The sequence below is a fragment of the Sulfuriflexus sp. genome (genome assembly GCF_032250955.1).
Lineage (GTDB): Bacteria > Pseudomonadota > Gammaproteobacteria > AKS1 > AKS1 > Sulfuriflexus.
The window spans coordinates 1-17,679 of record NZ_JAVVES010000001.1 but is presented as its reverse complement, the minus strand read 5'-3'; the positions used below and the strand labels follow the sequence as shown (position 1 = coordinate 17,679).

Genomic DNA, 17,679 nt, shown 5'->3' with positions numbered 1-17,679 from the left:
AGCTGAAAAACCGTTTTCTATTATTGTTATTAATCGTTGCTGTCACGAATGGCATTTTATTCTATTTCAGTACCTCAGTCAGCAGTCAAATAAACATTCTCTCTAAAAATGAAATTCCGGTGCTTGAAAAAGCACATGAATTAAAATTGGCGATTGTTCAGGTCCAGCAATGGTTGACTGATATCAGTGCGACGCGTGGACGCGATGGTTTGAATGATGGCTTTGATGAAGCCGAGAAGAATGCAGCCATATTCAGGCAGGCCATTAAAGAGTTAAAAGTAATTGATGCTGAGAACGCTGATGCTTATCAGGCGATGATTCCTGAATTTGAGAATTATTATCGTGTAGGTAAAAAAATGGCCAGATTGTATATAGATGACGGGCCGGATGCTGGTAATCGTATGATGGCTACGTTTGATGGGGTGGCAGAGAAAATTTCCGAACAGGTCGATACATTTCTTAATAGCGCGCAAGAATATTCAAAACGTGCATTGGACTCGCAGCATGAGTCTGTCAACAATATGCAGTTAGTACTTTTTATTAACATCTGTCTTGTCCTTATGGCCGTCACATTTATGTATTGGGTCATATCTCGTGTCATGAATCGAGTTGTTTCCCTGAGCAATTTGATGGCAGAGGTTGAGATGAATAGTGATCTGACCCTGCGTAGCACCAACCACTCGGAAGACGAGACTGGTATGATGGCCGCTGCCTTTAACAGCATGCTGGAAAAGTTCGAGGCCTTGATCCAGCAGGTTAACAGCTCTTCCTCACAACTGGCCGCGGCCTCTGAAGAAGTCTCCGCGGTGGCCCGTGACAGTAGCAACAATGTTACCCAGCAGGTCAGTGAAACCGAACAGGTCGCCACGGCGATGAATGAAATGGCCGCCACCGTCCAGGAAGTCGCGCGTAATGCGGCTGCCGCTGCCGAGGCGGCGCGCAGTGCGAATGATGAATCGAGTAATGGCAAACGCGTAGTGCAGACCGCCTCGAACACGATTCAGCAACTGGCCAGTGAGGTTGAAAGCGCGGCGGCTGTGATTCATGAACTCGAACAGGACAGCGAGAACATCGGTAGCGTGCTGGATGTCATTAAAAGCATTGCCGAGCAGACCAACCTGCTGGCCCTGAATGCCGCCATCGAAGCGGCGCGTGCCGGTGAACAGGGGCGCGGTTTCGCGGTGGTCGCCGATGAGGTACGTACACTTGCCAGCCGCACCCAGGCATCGACGCAGGAAATTCAGGGAATGATTGAAAAGCTTCAGGGGCGGGCCAAGCAGGCGGTGACGGTCATGGAGCAGGGCTGTAACCAGGCCCAGACCGGTGCCGGGCAGGCGAACGAGGCCTCGCATTCCCTGGAGGTGATCGCCAGTGCCGTGACTACGATCAGTGACATGAATACACAGATTGCCAGTGCCGCCGAAGAACAGAGTGCGGTAACAGAGGAAATGAACCGCAACATCATTAACATTAACCAGGTCTCGGAACAGACTGCCGCCGGTGCTGAACAGACCACGGCGGCCAGTGATGAACTCGCCCGCCTGGCCTCGCAGCTGCAGGGCCTGATCGCGCAGTTCAAGATCTAGGGGGACGTTGCCGGTTCAGGCAGAGACGGCCGCTACATGCGGCCGTTTTTTATTTTCAGGGTTCAATAAACAGGGCCGCGGCGACGGCGCGGCCTTCGGCGGTCAGAATATTATAGGTACGGCAGGCTGCCGGGGTAGTCATGACCTCGATGCCGACACCCCGATCTTGCAGCGTGAGGAGCAGACGGGGATCGGGGAAACGTTGCCGGTTGCCCGTGCCGAGCAACAGGATCTCCATATCAAGGTCCTTGAGTTCGCGTAAATGGCTTGAATCAAGTTCGGCAAAGCAGGGCGCGGACCAGTCACTGAGCAGCTTATCGGGCGTGACGACCAGGGGGCGGGTGTAAATATCCTCATTCACGGTGACGCTGGTATCCGTATAGGCACGGATGCTGTATTGCCGGGTTTCGCTGTCCTGGTAGAGTTTCATGCCCGGCATGCTAGCCTGTGCCCCGGGTACAGTCAAAAATAAGCTCGTGTCGTGAGTGCGAAAAAACACGCATCATGTTATATTTCCTCGCAAAATTTGTCTGGATTCCGGTTTTACCGGACGCCGATTGACAAGCAGGCAGCCGGGCCGTATCGTCGCCGGCTTTATTAACTGAACCGTGCCGAAAACGGCCTTGCGAGAACATCACCGTGGAAGAAGATTTCCCCAGAATCAAACGCTTACCGCCTTATGTCTTTAACATCGTGAATGACTTGAAGGCACAGGCGCGAGCCCGGGGCGAGGACATTATTGATTTTGGGATGGGCAATCCGGACCAGTCTACGCCGCAGCACATTGTCGACAAGCTGGTCGAGGCCGCCCAGCGCAAGGACACGCACCGTTATTCCATGTCGCGAGGTATCCCGCGTCTGCGTCGGGCACTGGCGAGCTGGTACAAGGGCAAATACGACGTGGACCTCGATCCGGAGTCCGAGGTCATCGTCACGATTGGTTCCAAGGAGGGGCTTGCCCACCTGGCCCTGGCCACGGTCGGGCCGGGTGATGCGGTGCTGGTGCCGAACCCCTGTTACCCGATTCACACCTATGGCTTCGTTATTGCCGGCGCGGATATCCGGCATGTGCCGCTGGTGCCGGGCGTGGACTTTTTCAGTGAACTGGAAACCGCGATCAAGAACACCTGGCCGAAGCCGAAAATGCTGATCCTGAATTTCCCCGGCAACCCGACCACGGGTTGTGTCGAACTCGATTTTTTCGAAAAGGTCATTGCCATTGCGCGTGAGCACGAGATCTGGGTGGTGCACGATATCGCCTATGCCGAGATCGTCTTCGATGGTTACAAGGCGCCCTCCATCCTCGAAGTTCCCGGTGCGAAGGATGTGGCAGTGGAGTTTTATTCCCTGTCGAAGACCTACAACATGCCGGGCTGGCGGGTTGGCTTCATGGCCGGCAACCCGAAACTGGTTGCCGCGCTGGCACGCATGAAGTCTTACCATGACTATGGCATGTTTACGCCGATCCAGGTGGCGGCGATCCAGGCGCTGGAAGGTCCGCAGGATTGCGTGAAAGAAATTTGTGATATGTATCAAAGCCGCCGTGACGTGCTCTGTGATGGCTTGAATTCGATTGGCTGGCATGTTGAAAAACCCAGGGCGACCATGTTTGTCTGGGTGCCGATCCCTGCACCCTACAAGGCCATGGGCTCGCTGGAGTTTTCGAAGAAATTACTCGAAGAGGCGCGGGTCGCCGTATCACCCGGCGTCGGTTTCGGGGAGTATGGCGACGACCATGTCCGTTTCAGCCTGATCGAAAACGAACACCGCACACGCCAGGCTATTCGTGGTCTGCGTCACATGTTTAGAAAAGATAATGTGCTGCAAGCCGCAGCTGTAGGAGAAGAACTTTGAAACCGGTTAATGTTGGCCTGCTGGGTCTGGGTACTGTCGGCGGGGGTACGGTTAACGTACTGGCTCGCAATGCCAAAGAAATCACCCGCCGCGCCGGGCGTGGCATCAACGTGACGCACGCCGCCGCGCGTAACCTGGCGGCACCACGTAACTGCTCGACCGAGGGCATCAAACTGACCACGGTAGCCATGGATGTTGTTAACGATCCGGATATCGATGTCGTGGTTGAGTTGATCGGTGGCTATGACCATTCACTTGAACTGGTTATGCAGGCGATTCACAACGGCAAGCATGTGGTGACTGCCAACAAGGCGCTGATTGCCCTGCACGGCAATGAAATCTTCAAGGCCGCGCAGGAGCAGGGTGTCATGGTCGCTTTCGAGGCCGCTGTCGCCGGTGGCATTCCCATCATCAAGGCGATTCGTGAAGGCCTGGCCGGTAACAGTATCGAGTGGCTGGCCGGGATCATTAACGGCACCGGCAACTTCATTCTCACCGAGATGCGTGACAAGGGCCGTGACTTCGCCGATGTGCTGGCGGAGGCGCAAAAACTTGGTTATGCGGAGGCTGATCCCACCTTTGATGTCGAGGGTATCGATGCCGCCCACAAGCTGACTATCCTGGCATCCATCGCCTTCGGGATTCCGCTGCAATTTGACAGTACTTATACCGAGGGCATCAGTCACATTACCCGCGCGGATGTCAATTATGCGGATGAACTTGGTTACCGCATCAAGCACCTGGGTATTTCGCGGCGTACCGAGGCCGGTATCGAACTGCGTGTGCACCCGACACTGATCCCGCACCGCCGCCTGATTGCGAATGTCGATGGTGTCATGAACGCGATCCTCGTCAAGGGTGATGCGGTCGGCCCAACTTTATATTATGGTGCAGGCGCGGGTGCCGAACCCACCGCCTCTGCCGTGGTTGCCGACCTTGTCGATGTCGTCCGTGCCCTGACCGCAGACCCGGGAAACCGCGTCCCGCACCTGGCCTTCCAGCCGGATGCCCTGTCGGATACGCCGATTCTGCCGATGGAAGAGATCGAAACGGCCTACTACCTGCGCCTGCAGGCCAGCGACAAGCCGGGTGTGCTCGCCGACATCACGCGCATCCTCGGTGAGAGCGGCATCAGTATCGAGGCGCTGGTGCAGAAAGAAGCCGCAGCGGGTGAAAACAGTGTGCCGATTATCCTGCTGACTCACCGTATTCGTGAGAAGCAGATGAATGCCGCGATTGCCCGGATTGAAGCGCTCGACAGTGTTTATGATGAAGTGATTCGTATTCGTCTTGAAGTCCTCGACGCTGACTGAACCCAAACGGAGTATGAACATGCCATTTCGACCACGTTATACCGGACTCATTAACAAGTACCGAGACCGCCTGCCGGTTTCAGATGACACTCGCCTGATCAGCCTTGGTGAAGGTAATACGCCTCTGATTCGGCTGAACAACATCCCGCGCGCGATTGGCAAGGATGTCGATATCTACGTCAAGTATGAAGGCCTGAACCCGACCGGCTCGTTCAAGGATCGGGGCATGACCATGGCCGTCACCAAGGCCGTGGAAGAGGGCAGCAAGGCGATCATCTGTGCCTCCACCGGCAACACCTCGGCCGCTGCTGCCGCCTATGCCTCACGTGCCGGCATCACCGCCTTCGTGCTGATCCCGGAAGGCAAGATTGCCCTCGGCAAACTTTCGCAGGCGATGATGCACGGCGCGGTGGTCATCCAGATCAAGGGTAACTTTGATGAAGGCATGCAACTGGTCAAGGATGTTGCCAGGGAAGCGCCGGTCACGATCGTTAACTCTATCAATCCGTATCGTTTGCAGGGACAAAAGACCGCCGCGTTTGAAATCGTCGAAGAGCTTGAGTGTGCGCCGGACTTCCACTGCCTGCCGGTGGGCAACGCGGGTAACATCACCGCGCACTGGATGGGCTATACCGAATACTTTGAACACGGCGTGGTCAACAATCGTCCGCGCATGGTCGGTTACCAGGCCGCCGGTTCGGCACCGTTCATGCGTGGCGAGATGGTTGATGAGCCGGAGACGGTCGCCACGGCTATCCGCATCGGTCACCCGCAGAGCTGGGACAAGGCCTGGGTGGTGAGGGAAGAATCTGACGGCTGGTTTGACGAGTGTACTGACGATGAGATCCTCGCGGCGCAGAAACTGCTGGCCGAGAAGGAAGGCGTATTCTGTGAGCCGGCCTCGGCGGCCTCCCTGGCCGGTGCGCTGCGCGACATCGAGAGCGGCAAGATCCCGGAAGGCAGCAAGATCGTCTGCACGCTGACAGGCCATGGCCTGAAAGACCCGGATACGGCCATTAAGCAAAGTACCCGGCCTTTGATTACCGTCGCGGCCAGTCTCGATTCCGTCAAGACAGCCATCCTTGACAACATGGAAGACTAAATCAGGGCCTTTCCTTCTATGCGGGCAGTGACGTCATCCCGGCTCAGCCTTGTGTTGCCGTCACTGCCCGACAGCCAGGCTGATCGCAGCCGGTTTTTCCAGCAGGTCCAGGCCTGCGCCAGTGAGGCCGGCACCGGTCTGGCGCTTCTCTGCAAGATGCTTTCCCGTGCTGATCGAAAAGCACTGCCAGTTGCCGATCGGCAGGCATTGGTCCTATACCTGTTGACGGGTAAGCTGCAGGTCGCGCCACCGGTGGCCGCCTTACGTGCCATTGCTGACAACCTGCAACCCACCGCTGACGAATACTGGCTGTGTGCCGATCCGGTACACCTGCACCCCGACCTTGACCATTTATTGTTATTCAGTGGTGAGTCGTTTACGCCCACCCCGGATCAGGCAGAGAAACTGGTCGGCGAATTGAACCGGTTGTTTGCGGATGATGCGCTCGAGTTTATTGTTGGTGCGCCCGAACACTGGTATCTGCGCTGCCCGCATGCCCCGGATGTCAGCTTCGCGGCGCTTGCTAAAGTCCGCGGACAAAATATCCTGCCGTTTATGCCAGCCGGCAAGGACGCGGCAAAATGGCGACGCTATTTGAATGAGATACAAATGCAAATGACTGCCAGCCAGGTTAACCAGCAACGTGCCGAGTCGGGCATGGCTGAAATCAACAGCGTCTGGTGCTGGGGTGGCGGGCAACTGCCGCAGCCGGGTTCCAGCCAGTTCCAGCGGGTATACACCCGGCAGGCCTTTACCGAAGGTTTGTCCCGCCACCTGCACGTCGAGCTGGCGGCGGTTCCAGATTCAGCAGCGGAATGCCGGGCTGCCGGCAGGGCAGGCTTGATCGAGTTTGCCGACACACCGGAACAAGATGACCCACAAGCCATGCTGCGGTTTTTGCTCTGGCTGGAGCAGGCCTACCTGTTGCCACTGTGGGCCGACCTCAAACAGGGGCAACTGGATGAACTGGTGATTTACTTTGCCGGCAAGCGTTTTTGCCTGCCGCGCAAGGCGCTGCGTCGGTGGTGGCGTCGCAGTCGGCCGCTCCATGAACTGGCAGGCTGAAGACAATGGCCGAGATTGAAAAAACCATCCGGCGGCGCAAGGTGGCGACGCAACTGGTCATCAAGGGGCAGCACCCGGTGTTGTCGCATATCTATGCCGGCCGCGATGTAAAGTGCGCGGCCGATCTCGATTACTCGCTGGCGGGTTTGCTGCCATACCAGGACCTGCTGGGGATGCCGGCAGCGACCAGCTTGCTCACCGATGCCGTCATGCAGGACAAGCGCATTCTGATTGTCGGTGACTTTGACGCCGACGGTGCAACCAGTAGTGCCCTGATGATGCGGGCCTTACGTCTGCTCGGCGCCCGGCAGGTTGATTACCTGGTGCCAAACCGTTTTACTTTTGGTTATGGCCTGACGCCGGAGATCGTAGCACTCGCCGCACAACGAGAGCCGGATCTACTGATTACCGTGGATAATGGCATTTCCAGTCTGGCCGGGGTCGAGGCCGCCAAACAACACGGCATGCAGGTGATCGTAACCGATCACCACCTGCCCGGGGATGCGTTGCCCGCCGCCGATGCGATTGTGAACCCGAACCAGCCCGATGACAGTTTTCCCTGCAAGTCACTCGCCGGTGTCGGCGTGGCCCTGTACGTGATGTTCGCCTTGCGCACGGCATTACGTGAACGGGGCTGGTTTACGCAAAAGGATATGGCCGAGCCGAACCTGTCGGTCTTGCTCGACCTTGTCGCGCTGGGCACGGTCGCTGACGTGGTGCCGCTGGAACGCAATAACCGTATCCTCGTGGCGCAGGGCCTGGCGCGCATTCGCCAGGGCAAATGTTGCGCCGGCATCACCGCCTTGCTGAAGATCGCCGGTCGCAACCAGTCAGACTGTATTGCCGCGGACTTCGGCTTTGCCGTGGCGCCGCGCCTGAATGCGGCCGGGCGACTGGAGGATATGTCGATCGGTATCGAGTGTTTGCTCACCGATGACCCGCAACAGGCGCTGGCACTGGCGCAACAACTGGATGCCCTGAATCATGAACGCCGCGCTATTGAGCAGGACATGCGCCTGCAGGCCTTCGCCGCGCTGGACAGGTTACAGCTCGATGATGCCGAGCAGCCGCTGGGGGTATGCCTGTATGATGCCGGCTGGCACCAGGGCGTGATCGGCATTCTCGCCTCGCGCGTCAAGGAGCGGCTGCACCGGCCGGTGATCGCCTTTGCCCCGGGCGATAACGGTGAACTGAAAGGCTCGGCGCGCTCGATCCCCGGCCTGCATATCCGCGATGCCCTGGCTGCGGTGGCGGCACATAACCCGGAGCTTATCACCAAGTTCGGCGGTCACGCGATGGCCGCCGGGCTGAGTCTGCCCGACTCGGCATACGCCCGTTTCAGCGCCGCCTTTGACGCCGAAGTGCGTCGGCAAATTGATGCTGAGGCCCTGCAGGGGGTCGTGCACAGCGACGGTGAATTATCGGCCAGGGATCTGACCCTGGAATTTGCCGAAACGCTGCGCAATGCCGGTCCCTGGGGGCAGGGCTTTCCGGAACCGACCTTTGATGGCGAGTTTGAACTGGTAAGCCGGCGCATTGTCGGTGAGCGCCACCTCAAGCTGATGTTACGCAAGCCCGGCGAACAGGCCTGCATTGATGGTATCGCCTTCAATACCACCGATGCGGACTGGCCGGCCCGTGTCGAACGCCTGCGCCTGGCCTATCGCCTCGATGTAAATGCGTTCCAGGGTATGCGCACGGTGCAACTGATGGTGGAACATATCGAGCTGCTCGACTAACCGAGCTCGCATGCAGCGGCGCGCCAGGCGCGTAACACCAGCCGGCAAGCGCCTGAATCGCGAATTAAAACAGGCCTTTTGTAGTCAGATCGGCCCTGCTATAGTAGTATTCACTGCCTTGTAATAACACTATTAAGTGACATGCTCGAACTCAATCCCATCTATACCCGAATCAAGGATATGCAGCTACGCTCTGACGAGCTTAGGGGGTACCTTTGACTACGATAACAAGTCTGAACGCCTGACCGAGGTCAGTCGCGAACTCGAAGATCCCGACATATGGAATGACCCTGAGCGCGCCCAGGCCCTTGGTCGCGAGCGGGCCATGCTTGAGCAGGTCGTCGAGACCCTCGACAAGCTGAACGCCGCTCTCGAAGAGGCCGGTGAACTCCTCGAGATGGCCGAGGCCGAGCAGGATGAGGAGACGGTCGAGTCGGTTGTCGCCGATCTGGATAGCCAGGAAGAAGGGCTGGCCAAGCTCGAATTCCAGCGCATGTTCTCCGGCAAGATGGACCCGAACAATGCCTTCCTCGATATCCAGGCCGGCTCCGGTGGCACCGAGGCGCAGGACTGGGCTGAGATGCTGTTGCGCATGTACCTGCGCTGGGGCGAGCAGCACGGTTTCAAGACCGAGATCATCGAGCTCTCGGAAGGCGAGGTGGCGGGCATCAAGTCTGCTACCGTGCTGGTCAGTGGCGCCTATGCCTTTGGCTGGTTGCGGACCGAGAGCGGCGTGCACCGGCTGGTGAGAAAATCCCCCTTTGATTCCGGTAACCGCCGGCATACTTCTTTCTCTGCCGTGTTTGTCTCGCCGGAAGTCGATGACGATATTGATATCGACATCAACCCGGCCGACCTGCGTATCGACGTGTATCGCGCCAGTGGCGCCGGTGGTCAGCACGTTAACCGTACCGAGTCGGCGGTGCGTATCACGCATAAGCTCTCGGGTATCGTCGTGCAGTGTCAGAATGACCGCTCGCAGCACAAGAACAAGGCCACCGCCATGAAGCAGCTCAAGGCCAGGTTGTATGAATCCGAGATGCAGAAGCGGAATGCCGATGCCCAGGTGGTGGAAGACAGCAAATCGGACATCGGCTGGGGCAGCCAGATCCGCTCCTACGTGCTTGACCAGTCGCGCATTAAAGACCTGCGTACCGGCGTCGAGACCGGCAACACCCAGGCCGTGCTTGACGGTGACCTGGACAAGTTTATTGAAGCAAGCCTGAAGAAGGGCTTATAACAAATACAAACCTGATATCGAGTTAACGGGTAATCATTATGGCTGACAACGAAGAACACGAACAGATTGCACAACGACGTGCCAAGCTGCAAGACATGCGCGACGAGGGAATTGCCTTCCCGAATGATTTTCGCCGCGATGTCATGGCGGGTGAACTGCATGCGAAGTATGCCGATATGGATGCCGATGCACTCGAAGAACGGGCCATCCGTGTGCGGATTGCCGGGCGCATGATGACCCGGCGTATTATGGGCAAGGCCGCCTTTGCGCATGTGCAGGATATGTCGGGCCAGATGCAGTTGTATGTCGGCCGCGATGCCCTGCCGGAAGGTGTCTACAACACGCAATTCAAGAAATGGGATATCGGCGATATTATTGGCGCCGAAGGCACCATGTTCCGTACCAGGACCGGTGAACTGTCTGTGAAGGTGGATGACATTCGCCTGCTGACGAAGGCCTTGCGCCCGCTGCCGGAAAAGTTTCATGGCCTGGTCGATCAGGAAGCGCGTTATCGCCAGCGGTATCTTGACCTGATCATGAACGAGACCTCACGTAATACCTTCAAGGTACGTACGCAGATCATCAATTATATTCGTAACTTCTTTAACGCCCGCGATTTCCTCGAAGTGGAAACGCCGATGATGCAGGCCATCCCGGGCGGGGCCACAGCCAAACCCTTTATGACACATCATAATGCGCTGGATATGCAGTTATACCTGCGCATCGCCCCGGAGCTTTACCTGAAGCGTCTCGTCGTGGGCGGTTTTGAACGGGTATATGAAATCAATCGTAATTTCCGTAACGAGGGGCTGTCCACCCGGCATAACCCGGAATTTACCATGATCGAGTTCTATGAGGCCTATGCGACGTATATCGATCTCATGGATCAGACCGAAGAATTATTGCGCGGCCTGGCCGAAGACGTGCTTGGCAAGTCGGTCATTGAATACCAGGGTGAACAGTATGACTTCGGCAAGCCGTTCACGCGCATGACGGTGGTTGAATCGATCCTGCATTTCAATCCGCAGATAACCGCGGAACAACTTGCTGACATGGATGCGGCGCGCAAGGTGGCCCAGGGGCTGGGTATTCCGCTCAAGGACGGTTATGGCCTCGGCAAGGTGCAGATAGAAATCTTCGAGAAGACCGTTGAACACCGCCTCAAGGCCCCGACCTTTATTACCGCCTACCCGGCCGAGGTCTCGCCACTGGCGCGGCGGGTTGATGCCGACCCGTTTGTGACCGAACGTTTTGAGTTCTTTGTTGGCGGCCGCGAGATCGCCAATGGCTTCTCGGAATTGAATGATGCCGAAGACCAGGCCGAGCGTTTCCGTGAACAGGTGTTACAAAAGGATGCCGGTGATGACGAGGCCATGCACTTCGATGCGGATTACGTCATCGCCCTCGAACACGGCTTGCCGCCAACCGCAGGCGAGGGGATCGGGATTGACCGGCTGGTAATGTTCTTCACCGATTCGCCATCGATCCGCGACGTGCTGCTATTCCCGCATATGAGACGTATAGATTGATGATTTATGAATGATGAATGATGAATGATGAATGATGAATGAAAAAACGATTCTGCAATAGGCTGTAACTTATTCGCCTATTCTGAATCGGGATTTAAACCGCGAAGGACGCGAAGGTTCGTTAAGTAAATCACAAGAATAATGTTGTGTTATTTCGCTTTTTAACTTCGCGCTCTTTTCGCCCTTTGCGGTATGAAATAATGAATCAGCGAAGAGCACATAAGTTGCTGATTTCTGCAAAACCGCCTTTCCAATCATCAATCATCATTCCGCAATCATCAATATCCTTCCTACCCCATCAGCGACTTCTGGATATCCTCGATTTCTTCAAAGCCGTCCATGTCGATGACGTTGACATCTCCGCCGAGACCGAGCTTCACGCAGGCCGGTACGCTGTCAAAATCGATCTTTGCCAGCGGGTTGTCGCTGCCGATATAGGATTGCAGGTTGGCGACCTGGACGAGGTCAACATAATCAATCTCATCGCCGCTGTTACGGTTCAGGTCTTCATGTTCGGCTGCCACTGCACTGATCTCGGGCAGAAAGTGCCATGACTCGAGAATGATTTTGCCCAGTCGTGGGTGGAGTTCCTTAATGAGTTTATCCAGTGCCGCTTCGTCTTCCAACAGCTCCGGCATGTCTTCAGCGGCAACCAGGATGGGCAGGGCACCGATGTCATGCACCAGGCCGGCCAGCAGGGCATGGTCCTTTTTCAGGCGGGTGAACTGTGAGCAAAGTACCTGCGAGATACTCGCGACCTGGGTGCTGTGCTCCCAGATGTGACGCAGGCGCTTGTCGGTGACTTCCGAGGTGGCCTGGAACATCTGTTGCATCACCAGGCCGGTAACGATGTCACGGGTTGTGGTAAAACCCAGTCGGGCCACGGCAGTCTGGATATCCTCGATCTGCTTGCTGCCGCGGTACATCGGGCTGTTGGCGACCTGGATAAGACGCGCCGAGAGTGCCGCGTCGGTGCTAATGACACTGGCGACTTCTTTGGCCGAAACATCCTCATTTTCAACTGTATCTCGGACTCTTAATGCCACTTCCGGTAAGGTCGGCAAAACCAGCTGGTTAGTTTGAATGTCTTTAAGTAGTTGTGAATAAAACTCGTCCGCAGATACCACTTCAGTCTCCTGATTGTTCTTGCTCTTTTTCCCTAGTTTAGATGGCCTTGGGCAAAAATACAGCCTGTTTTTTTTGCCTTCGGCCCGGCAAGAACCCCTGTTTCTACGCTTCCCGCTCGAGGGGTACCTCGTAGGGCAGGTCGATAAAGTCGAGTTTGGGGCCATCGATCGACTGCAGATGTACATCACCCTGCTCGGCACTGCTGACCTGGATGACGGCGAGCACCTCGTAGCCACCCTGCGGAGCCGGGCTGGTCATGACGATGCGACCGGTCCCCTGGCCGCTCTGGCTGTCCGGGGCAATCACCTCGTCGCCGATACCGGGGGGCGAATCCGAATCAATATGGGCCCGATACATGCGCCGCTTGAGCTTGCCGAGGTAGTGCATACGGGCGACGATTTCCTGGCCGGGATAGCAGCCTTTCTTGAAACTGACCCCATCGATGGCATGCAGGTTGAGCATTTGCGGGACAAAGGCCTCGACATTAGCCGCATACACTGACGGCAGGCCGGCCTCGATATCCAGTAGCTGCCAGGCCTGGTAGCCGACCGGCGTGTGGTCCTGCACAAACGCCTGCCAGAGGGACTGCAGGCGGTTAACCGGCCCGGTGATCAGGTAGCGCGGACGCTCGCCGGGTAGTCGAATAGCAGTCAGTTCATTGTGGTGGCAGCTCTGGCCGGCGGTCACCGGTGCTGAGCCCAGCTGTTGTTCGAGGCCGGTCGTAGCGTCTTCGCCGGCCAGTCCCAGGCAGGCAGAGGCTTCACTGATATCTTCAAGCGATACCTTCGACATGAGTACAAACATGCGCAGGCGCTTGAGGGTGGCGGCCAGCGTCTCGGCTGGCAGAAGTATATAAAAGGCGTCGCCCTCCCGGTAGAGCCAGAAGCTGGCCAGGATCCGGCCCTTCGGGTTGCAGTAACTGCTTAGCTGGGCAGTTTGCTCATCTACCTGCTTGACGTCGTTGCTGAATTGTCCCTGCAGAAAATCGCTTGCATCCTCACCGCTGACACGAATTATCCCGAGTGGGGACAGATCAGCAATGACATTTTGTTCGTTGACGGTACGGGCCTCTGCCGCGGCAGACGCGAAGCGCAGTTGACCTTGCGCATCAATAACAGCCTGCTGGCCTTGCAGGAATTTTTTCCATTCGTTGTGCATGGTTGTATATGTCCCGGAGTTGATTTCCATCGATTGTAACACTTCATTTAAAAAGGCATGACCCACATTGCATAGGGCGAATTGTTGCGCTATGCTGCTTTCACGTCTCAAGTGGCTGAGCTGAAACAGGAAACAATAGCGTGATGAAAAAAATATCATGAGCAGGCGGACGCCACCCGTGTTCCTGAATCTTCTACAGATCCGTATGCCCGTGACGGCGATCGCCTCGATTCTGCACCGCTTGTCGGGGATACTGTTATTTCTCTCCTTGCCGTTTCTCATCCTTGCCTTGCAACAATCCTTGCAGAGCCCGGAAGGTTTTGCCAGGCTCATGGGGCAGCTTGATGCTTTACCGATTAAAGCACTCCTTGTCATCCTGCTCTGGGGGCTTTTTCAGCATCTGTTCGCGGGCCTGCGTTTTCTGCTGCTGGATGTAGAGGTGGGTATCAAGCGTCAACAGGCGTGCTACAGTGCCTGGCTGGTGAATATCCTGGCGGTCATCGCCACCATCATCCTGGTGGGGGGCTGCTTGTGAAGCACCTGCTGAGTGGTTTCTCCGCCTGGTTGCTCCAGCGCGTCTCGGCTGTGTACCTGCTGCTGTTTTTGATCTTTATGCCTTTATATATATGGCAGCAAGGTGTGCGCGAATATCGCGGCTGGCATACGCTCCTCGCTGAGCCCGTTGTCGCCCTGATTTGGGCAGTGTTTTTTCTGGCCCTGATGCTGCATGCGTGGGTGGGGATACGCGATATCCTTATCGATTATGTACATAACCTGGGCCTGCGGCTGGGCCTGTTGGCTATCGTCGCGGTGTCGCTGGTCATGATGTTGTTCTGGGTGCTCGGGATATTGCTGATGAACAGCGGAGTTGCTGTATGAGTTTGAAACGGCGTAAATTCGATACCCTCGTGATAGGGGCCGGTGGTGCGGGGCTGCGTGCTGCCTTGCAGTTATCGCAGGGCGAGGCCATGGTGGCAGTGGTGTCGAAGGTCTTTCCGACCCGCTCCCATACGGTGGCCGCGCAAGGCGGGGTGACCGCGTCTCTCGGCAACGTCAGCGAGGATAACTGGCACTGGCATATGTTTGATACCGTCAAGGGCAGCGACTATCTCGGTGACCAGAACGCGATTGAATACATGTGCCGCGCCGCGCCGCGGATCGTCTATGAACTCGAACACATGGGCGTACCGTTCTCGCGCATGGAGGATGGGCGCATCTACCAACGCCCGTTTGGCGGCCAGAGCCAGAACTTTGGCGGTGCCCAGGCCACCCGCACCTGCGCCGCTGCCGATCGTACCGGCCACGCCATCCTGCATGCCCTGTATCAACAAAATATCGCCGCTCGCACCCATTTCTTTGATGAATACTTTGCCATCGACCTGTTACGTGACGAAACGGGCTATATCCTCGGCGCACTGGTGATCGATATTGCCAGCGGCGAGCCGATGGTCATCGAGGCAAAGACCACCTTGCTGGCCACCGGTGGCGCAGCACAGATATTCCGCACCTCGACCAACGCCATGATCAATACCGGTGACGGCATGGGTATGGCACTGCGGGCCGGGATACCGCTTCAGGACATGGAGTTCTTTCAGTTTCATCCGACGGGCATGGCCGGCAAGGGTATGTTGATCACCGAGGCCGCGCGCGGTGAGGGGGGATACCTCATCAACAGTGAAGGCGAACGCTTTATGGATCGCTACGCGCCGCATGCCCGGGACCTGGCCAGCCGTGACGTGGTGAGTCGGGCGATTGCCATCGAGATACGCGAAGGCCGCGGTTGCGGGCCGAACAAGGATCACATTCTCCTAAAGGTTGATCATCTCGGTCGTGATGTGGTGCACAAGCGCCTGCCGGGTATCTGTGAAATGACACGGACCTTCCTGAACCTGGACCCGGCCGAACAGCCGATCCCGGTCTTTCCCACGGCACACTATACGATGGGCGGTATCCCGACCAACCGCTATGGCCAGGTGGTGACCCCCGTCGAATCGGGACCGGAAGAGGAAGTACCAGGCCTGTATGCCGCGGGCGAATGCGCCTGCGTCTCGGTGCATGGGGCCAACCGCCTCGGCGGTAATTCGTTACTGGATATCCTCGTCTTTGGCCGAGCCTCGGCCAATCATATTAAAGGTTACCTTGCTGAGCATCGCCATCATCGCGAACTGGGCACAGACAGTATCGATAAGGCCATGCAGCGTCTGCAGCGCTGGCAGCAGAAGGGCGATGGGGAATCTGTCTCCGGGTTGCGAAATGAATTGAAGCTGGTCATGGAACAGCACTGCGGCGTGTTTCGTGTTGAAGAGGTCCTGCAGGAGGGGCTCGACAAGGTGCTGGCCATCGAGGCGCGCCTCGCCGATGCGCGGCTATCTGATCATAGTCAGGTCTTTAATACGGCGCGCATCGAGGCACTGGAGCTGGAAAACCTGCTCGATGTCGCCATCGCCACGGTGTCTTCGGCCCTGGCCCGGCAGGAGAGCCGCGGGGCACATTCACGTATGGACTACCCGCAACGCAATGACATTAACTGGCTTAAGCATACGTTATTCTATAAGGAAGGCCGGGTAATGGACTTCAAGCCGGTACATACGAGGCCCATGACAGTGGACAGTTTTCCACCAAAGGAACGGGTGTACTGACATGCATTTTTCCATCTATCGCTTTAACCCGGCAACCGATAGTGAACCCCGTATGCAGGATTACGAACTGCAGGTGCAGGATGGCATGATGTTGCTCGAGGCCCTGACGCTGCTCAAGGAGCAGGATGAAAGCCTCTCTTTCAGGCGCTCCTGTGGCGAGGGTGTGTGCGGCTCGGACGCCATGAATATCAACGGCCGCAACGGGCTTGCCTGTGTGACGCCGCTTGCCGCACTGGGTGAGCACGTAGTGCTGCGCCCGTTACCCGGACAGCCGGTCATCCGCGATTTGATCGTCGACCTTGAACAGTTTTACAAACAGTATCGTGCCGTCAAGCCATGGTTGCAGAATGACGAACCCGAGCCGGCAGTCGAGCGCTTGCAGACACCGGCGCAACGCGAACAACTGGACGGGCTTTACGAGTGTATTCTCTGCGCCTGTTGCACCACGGCCTGTCCTTCATACTGGTGGAACCCGGAACGCTTTCTCGGACCGGCGGCGCTGCTGCAGGCCTGTCGTTTTGTGGTCGATAGCCGGGATCAGGCCACCGAACAGCGCCTCGATATGCTTGATGATGCGTACAAGCTGTTTCGCTGTCACAGCATTATGAATTGCGCCGATGTTTGCCCGAAAGGCCTCAATCCGACCCGGGCGATCGGCAGAATCAAACAGGCGATGTTGAAGAAGTCTGTGTAATGACGCTGCCGGCAAAGGAACGGGCCCGGCTTTACTGGCAATGCCGACGTGGCATGCTGGAACTGGATACCCTGTTATATGCCTTTCTTGCTGACGGTTATGAACAGCTTGATGCGGCAAGCCGGCAGGGATTCCTTGCCTTGCTGGATTATCCCGATACCGAACTGCTCGAGTACCTGATGGGCAGACAGTCACACAAGGAAGTGGAGTTACGTTATGTCATCGAGGCGATCCGACGCAGCGCTTGTCGTTAAACTGCAACCTTCCCGGCGCATGCTGGTGCTGCTGGTCACGCTGCACAGCCTGGCCTTGTCCCTGCTCTGGCCGCTGTATGAAAGCCTGGGCCTGTTTGTGCTGCTACTTGTCCCGCTATTACTCACCAGTCTCGTCCAGTCGGCGCGCCGATATGCCCTGTTAACCGGCAAGCATGCTGTTACCGAGCTTGTCATAAAAAACAATAACGATTACTTGCTGGGAATGTCCGGGGGGCATTATCGGCAGTCGGCATTGCGGCGCGGCAGTTATGTGCATCCCGCGCTGATTATCCTGAATTTCGCCTCGTCAGAAAAATTCATGGGTAGTTTTCGGGGCAGGTAGCGCTCCAAGCGCGTGATATAAGGCGATTTCAGTCG

17 protein-coding genes are annotated in these 17,679 nt (G+C 56.9%); 14 read left to right on the top strand and 3 right to left on the bottom strand.

The annotated features are described in order from the left end of the window. The first annotated feature begins 119 nt into the window (after nt 1-119). Nucleotides 120-1,586, top strand: coding sequence for a HAMP domain-containing methyl-accepting chemotaxis protein (locus tag RQ738_RS00085; protein ID WP_314161299.1), 1,467 nt, complete (start codon nt 120-122; stop codon nt 1,584-1,586). 55 nt (nt 1,587-1,641) lie between these two features. Here RQ738_RS00085 and RQ738_RS00080 read toward each other — a convergent pair whose 3' ends face one another. Continuing rightward, the gene (locus RQ738_RS00080) at nt 1,642-2,052 is read right to left on the bottom strand and encodes an Mth938-like domain-containing protein (RefSeq protein WP_314161297.1); all 411 of its coding nucleotides are present in this window, start codon (nt 2,050-2,052) and stop codon (nt 1,642-1,644) included. 173 nt (nt 2,053-2,225) lie between these two features. Between RQ738_RS00080 and alaC the strand changes: the two genes are divergently transcribed. The 7 genes from alaC to lysS all read left to right on the top strand — a co-directional run bounded on the left by alaC (nt 2,226) and on the right by lysS (nt 11,428). Further along, nucleotides 2,226-3,440 (top strand): alanine transaminase, encoded by a 1,215-nt coding sequence (gene alaC / locus RQ738_RS00075; protein ID WP_314161296.1) that lies wholly within the window; start codon nt 2,226-2,228, stop codon nt 3,438-3,440. Continuing rightward, nucleotides 3,437-4,753 (top strand): homoserine dehydrogenase, encoded by a 1,317-nt coding sequence (locus tag RQ738_RS00070; protein ID WP_314161295.1) that lies wholly within the window; start codon nt 3,437-3,439, stop codon nt 4,751-4,753. Before alaC ends, RQ738_RS00070 begins: the two co-directional genes overlap by 4 nt. 19 nt (nt 4,754-4,772) lie before the next feature. Beyond that, the gene (gene thrC / locus RQ738_RS00065) at nt 4,773-5,855 is read left to right on the top strand and encodes a threonine synthase (RefSeq protein WP_314161294.1); all 1,083 of its coding nucleotides are present in this window, start codon (nt 4,773-4,775) and stop codon (nt 5,853-5,855) included. Between the two features lie 51 nt (nt 5,856-5,906). Next, nucleotides 5,907-6,920: a hypothetical protein gene (locus RQ738_RS00060; RefSeq protein ID WP_314161292.1), complete on the top strand. Its 1,014-nt coding sequence runs from the start codon at nt 5,907-5,909 to the stop codon at nt 6,918-6,920. Between the two features lie 5 nt (nt 6,921-6,925). Beyond that, entirely contained in the window at nt 6,926-8,659 is a 1,734-nt protein-coding gene (gene recJ, locus RQ738_RS00055) for a single-stranded-DNA-specific exonuclease RecJ (protein WP_314161291.1), read from the top strand. Nucleotides 8,660-8,800: 141 nt separating this feature from the next. Beyond that, nucleotides 8,801-9,899, top strand: a protein-coding gene (gene prfB, locus RQ738_RS00050; RefSeq protein ID WP_314161290.1) for a peptide chain release factor 2 whose coding sequence is annotated in 2 segments (ribosomal slippage) — nt 8,801-8,875 and nt 8,877-9,899 — 1,098 coding nt in all. Because the reading frame shifts where the segments join, the coding sequence is not laid out codon by codon here. A gap of 38 nt (nt 9,900-9,937) precedes the next feature. Continuing rightward, a complete protein-coding gene (gene lysS / locus RQ738_RS00045; RefSeq protein WP_314161289.1) occupies nt 9,938-11,428 on the top strand; it encodes a lysine--tRNA ligase in 1,491 nt (496 codons plus the stop codon). Between the two features lie 290 nt (nt 11,429-11,718). Here the strand turns inward: lysS and RQ738_RS00040 are convergent, their stop codons facing one another. Both RQ738_RS00040 and RQ738_RS00035 read right to left on the bottom strand, forming a co-directional pair. Further along, nucleotides 11,719-12,555: an HDOD domain-containing protein gene (locus RQ738_RS00040; RefSeq protein WP_314161288.1), complete on the bottom strand. Its 837-nt coding sequence runs from the start codon at nt 12,553-12,555 to the stop codon at nt 11,719-11,721. Nucleotides 12,556-12,658: 103 nt separating this feature from the next. Further along, nucleotides 12,659-13,714 carry a folate-binding protein YgfZ gene (locus RQ738_RS00035; RefSeq protein WP_314161287.1) on the bottom strand — a complete coding sequence of 352 codons (1,056 nt, stop codon included), beginning with the start codon at nt 13,712-13,714 and terminating at the stop codon, nt 12,659-12,661. Nucleotides 13,715-13,871: 157 nt separating this feature from the next. Between RQ738_RS00035 and sdhC the strand changes: the two genes are divergently transcribed. The 6 genes from sdhC to RQ738_RS00005 are packed head-to-tail and all read left to right on the top strand — an operon-like array spanning nt 13,872 to nt 17,644. Next, nucleotides 13,872-14,249, top strand: coding sequence for a succinate dehydrogenase, cytochrome b556 subunit (gene sdhC, locus RQ738_RS00030; RefSeq protein WP_314161286.1), 378 nt, complete (start codon nt 13,872-13,874; stop codon nt 14,247-14,249). Beyond that, nucleotides 14,246-14,593 carry a succinate dehydrogenase, hydrophobic membrane anchor protein gene (gene sdhD, locus RQ738_RS00025; RefSeq protein WP_314161285.1) on the top strand — a complete coding sequence of 116 codons (348 nt, stop codon included), beginning with the start codon at nt 14,246-14,248 and terminating at the stop codon, nt 14,591-14,593. The genes sdhC and sdhD overlap by 4 nt, the downstream gene beginning before the upstream one ends. Then, entirely contained in the window at nt 14,590-16,353 is a 1,764-nt protein-coding gene (sdhA, locus tag RQ738_RS00020) for a succinate dehydrogenase flavoprotein subunit (protein ID WP_314161284.1), read from the top strand. Before sdhD ends, sdhA begins: the two co-directional genes overlap by 4 nt. A gap of 1 nt (nt 16,354) precedes the next feature. Beyond that, complete coding sequence (locus tag RQ738_RS00015) at nt 16,355-17,047, top strand: succinate dehydrogenase iron-sulfur subunit (protein WP_314161283.1); 693 nt, start codon at nt 16,355-16,357, stop codon at nt 17,045-17,047. After that, nucleotides 17,047-17,301 (top strand): succinate dehydrogenase assembly factor 2, encoded by a 255-nt coding sequence (locus RQ738_RS00010; RefSeq protein WP_314161282.1) that lies wholly within the window; start codon nt 17,047-17,049, stop codon nt 17,299-17,301. Before RQ738_RS00015 ends, RQ738_RS00010 begins: the two co-directional genes overlap by 1 nt. Beyond that, the gene (locus RQ738_RS00005) at nt 17,264-17,644 is read left to right on the top strand and encodes a protein YgfX (protein WP_314161281.1); all 381 of its coding nucleotides are present in this window, start codon (nt 17,264-17,266) and stop codon (nt 17,642-17,644) included. Before RQ738_RS00010 ends, RQ738_RS00005 begins: the two co-directional genes overlap by 38 nt. The last annotated feature ends 35 nt before the right edge of the window (nt 17,645-17,679 follow it).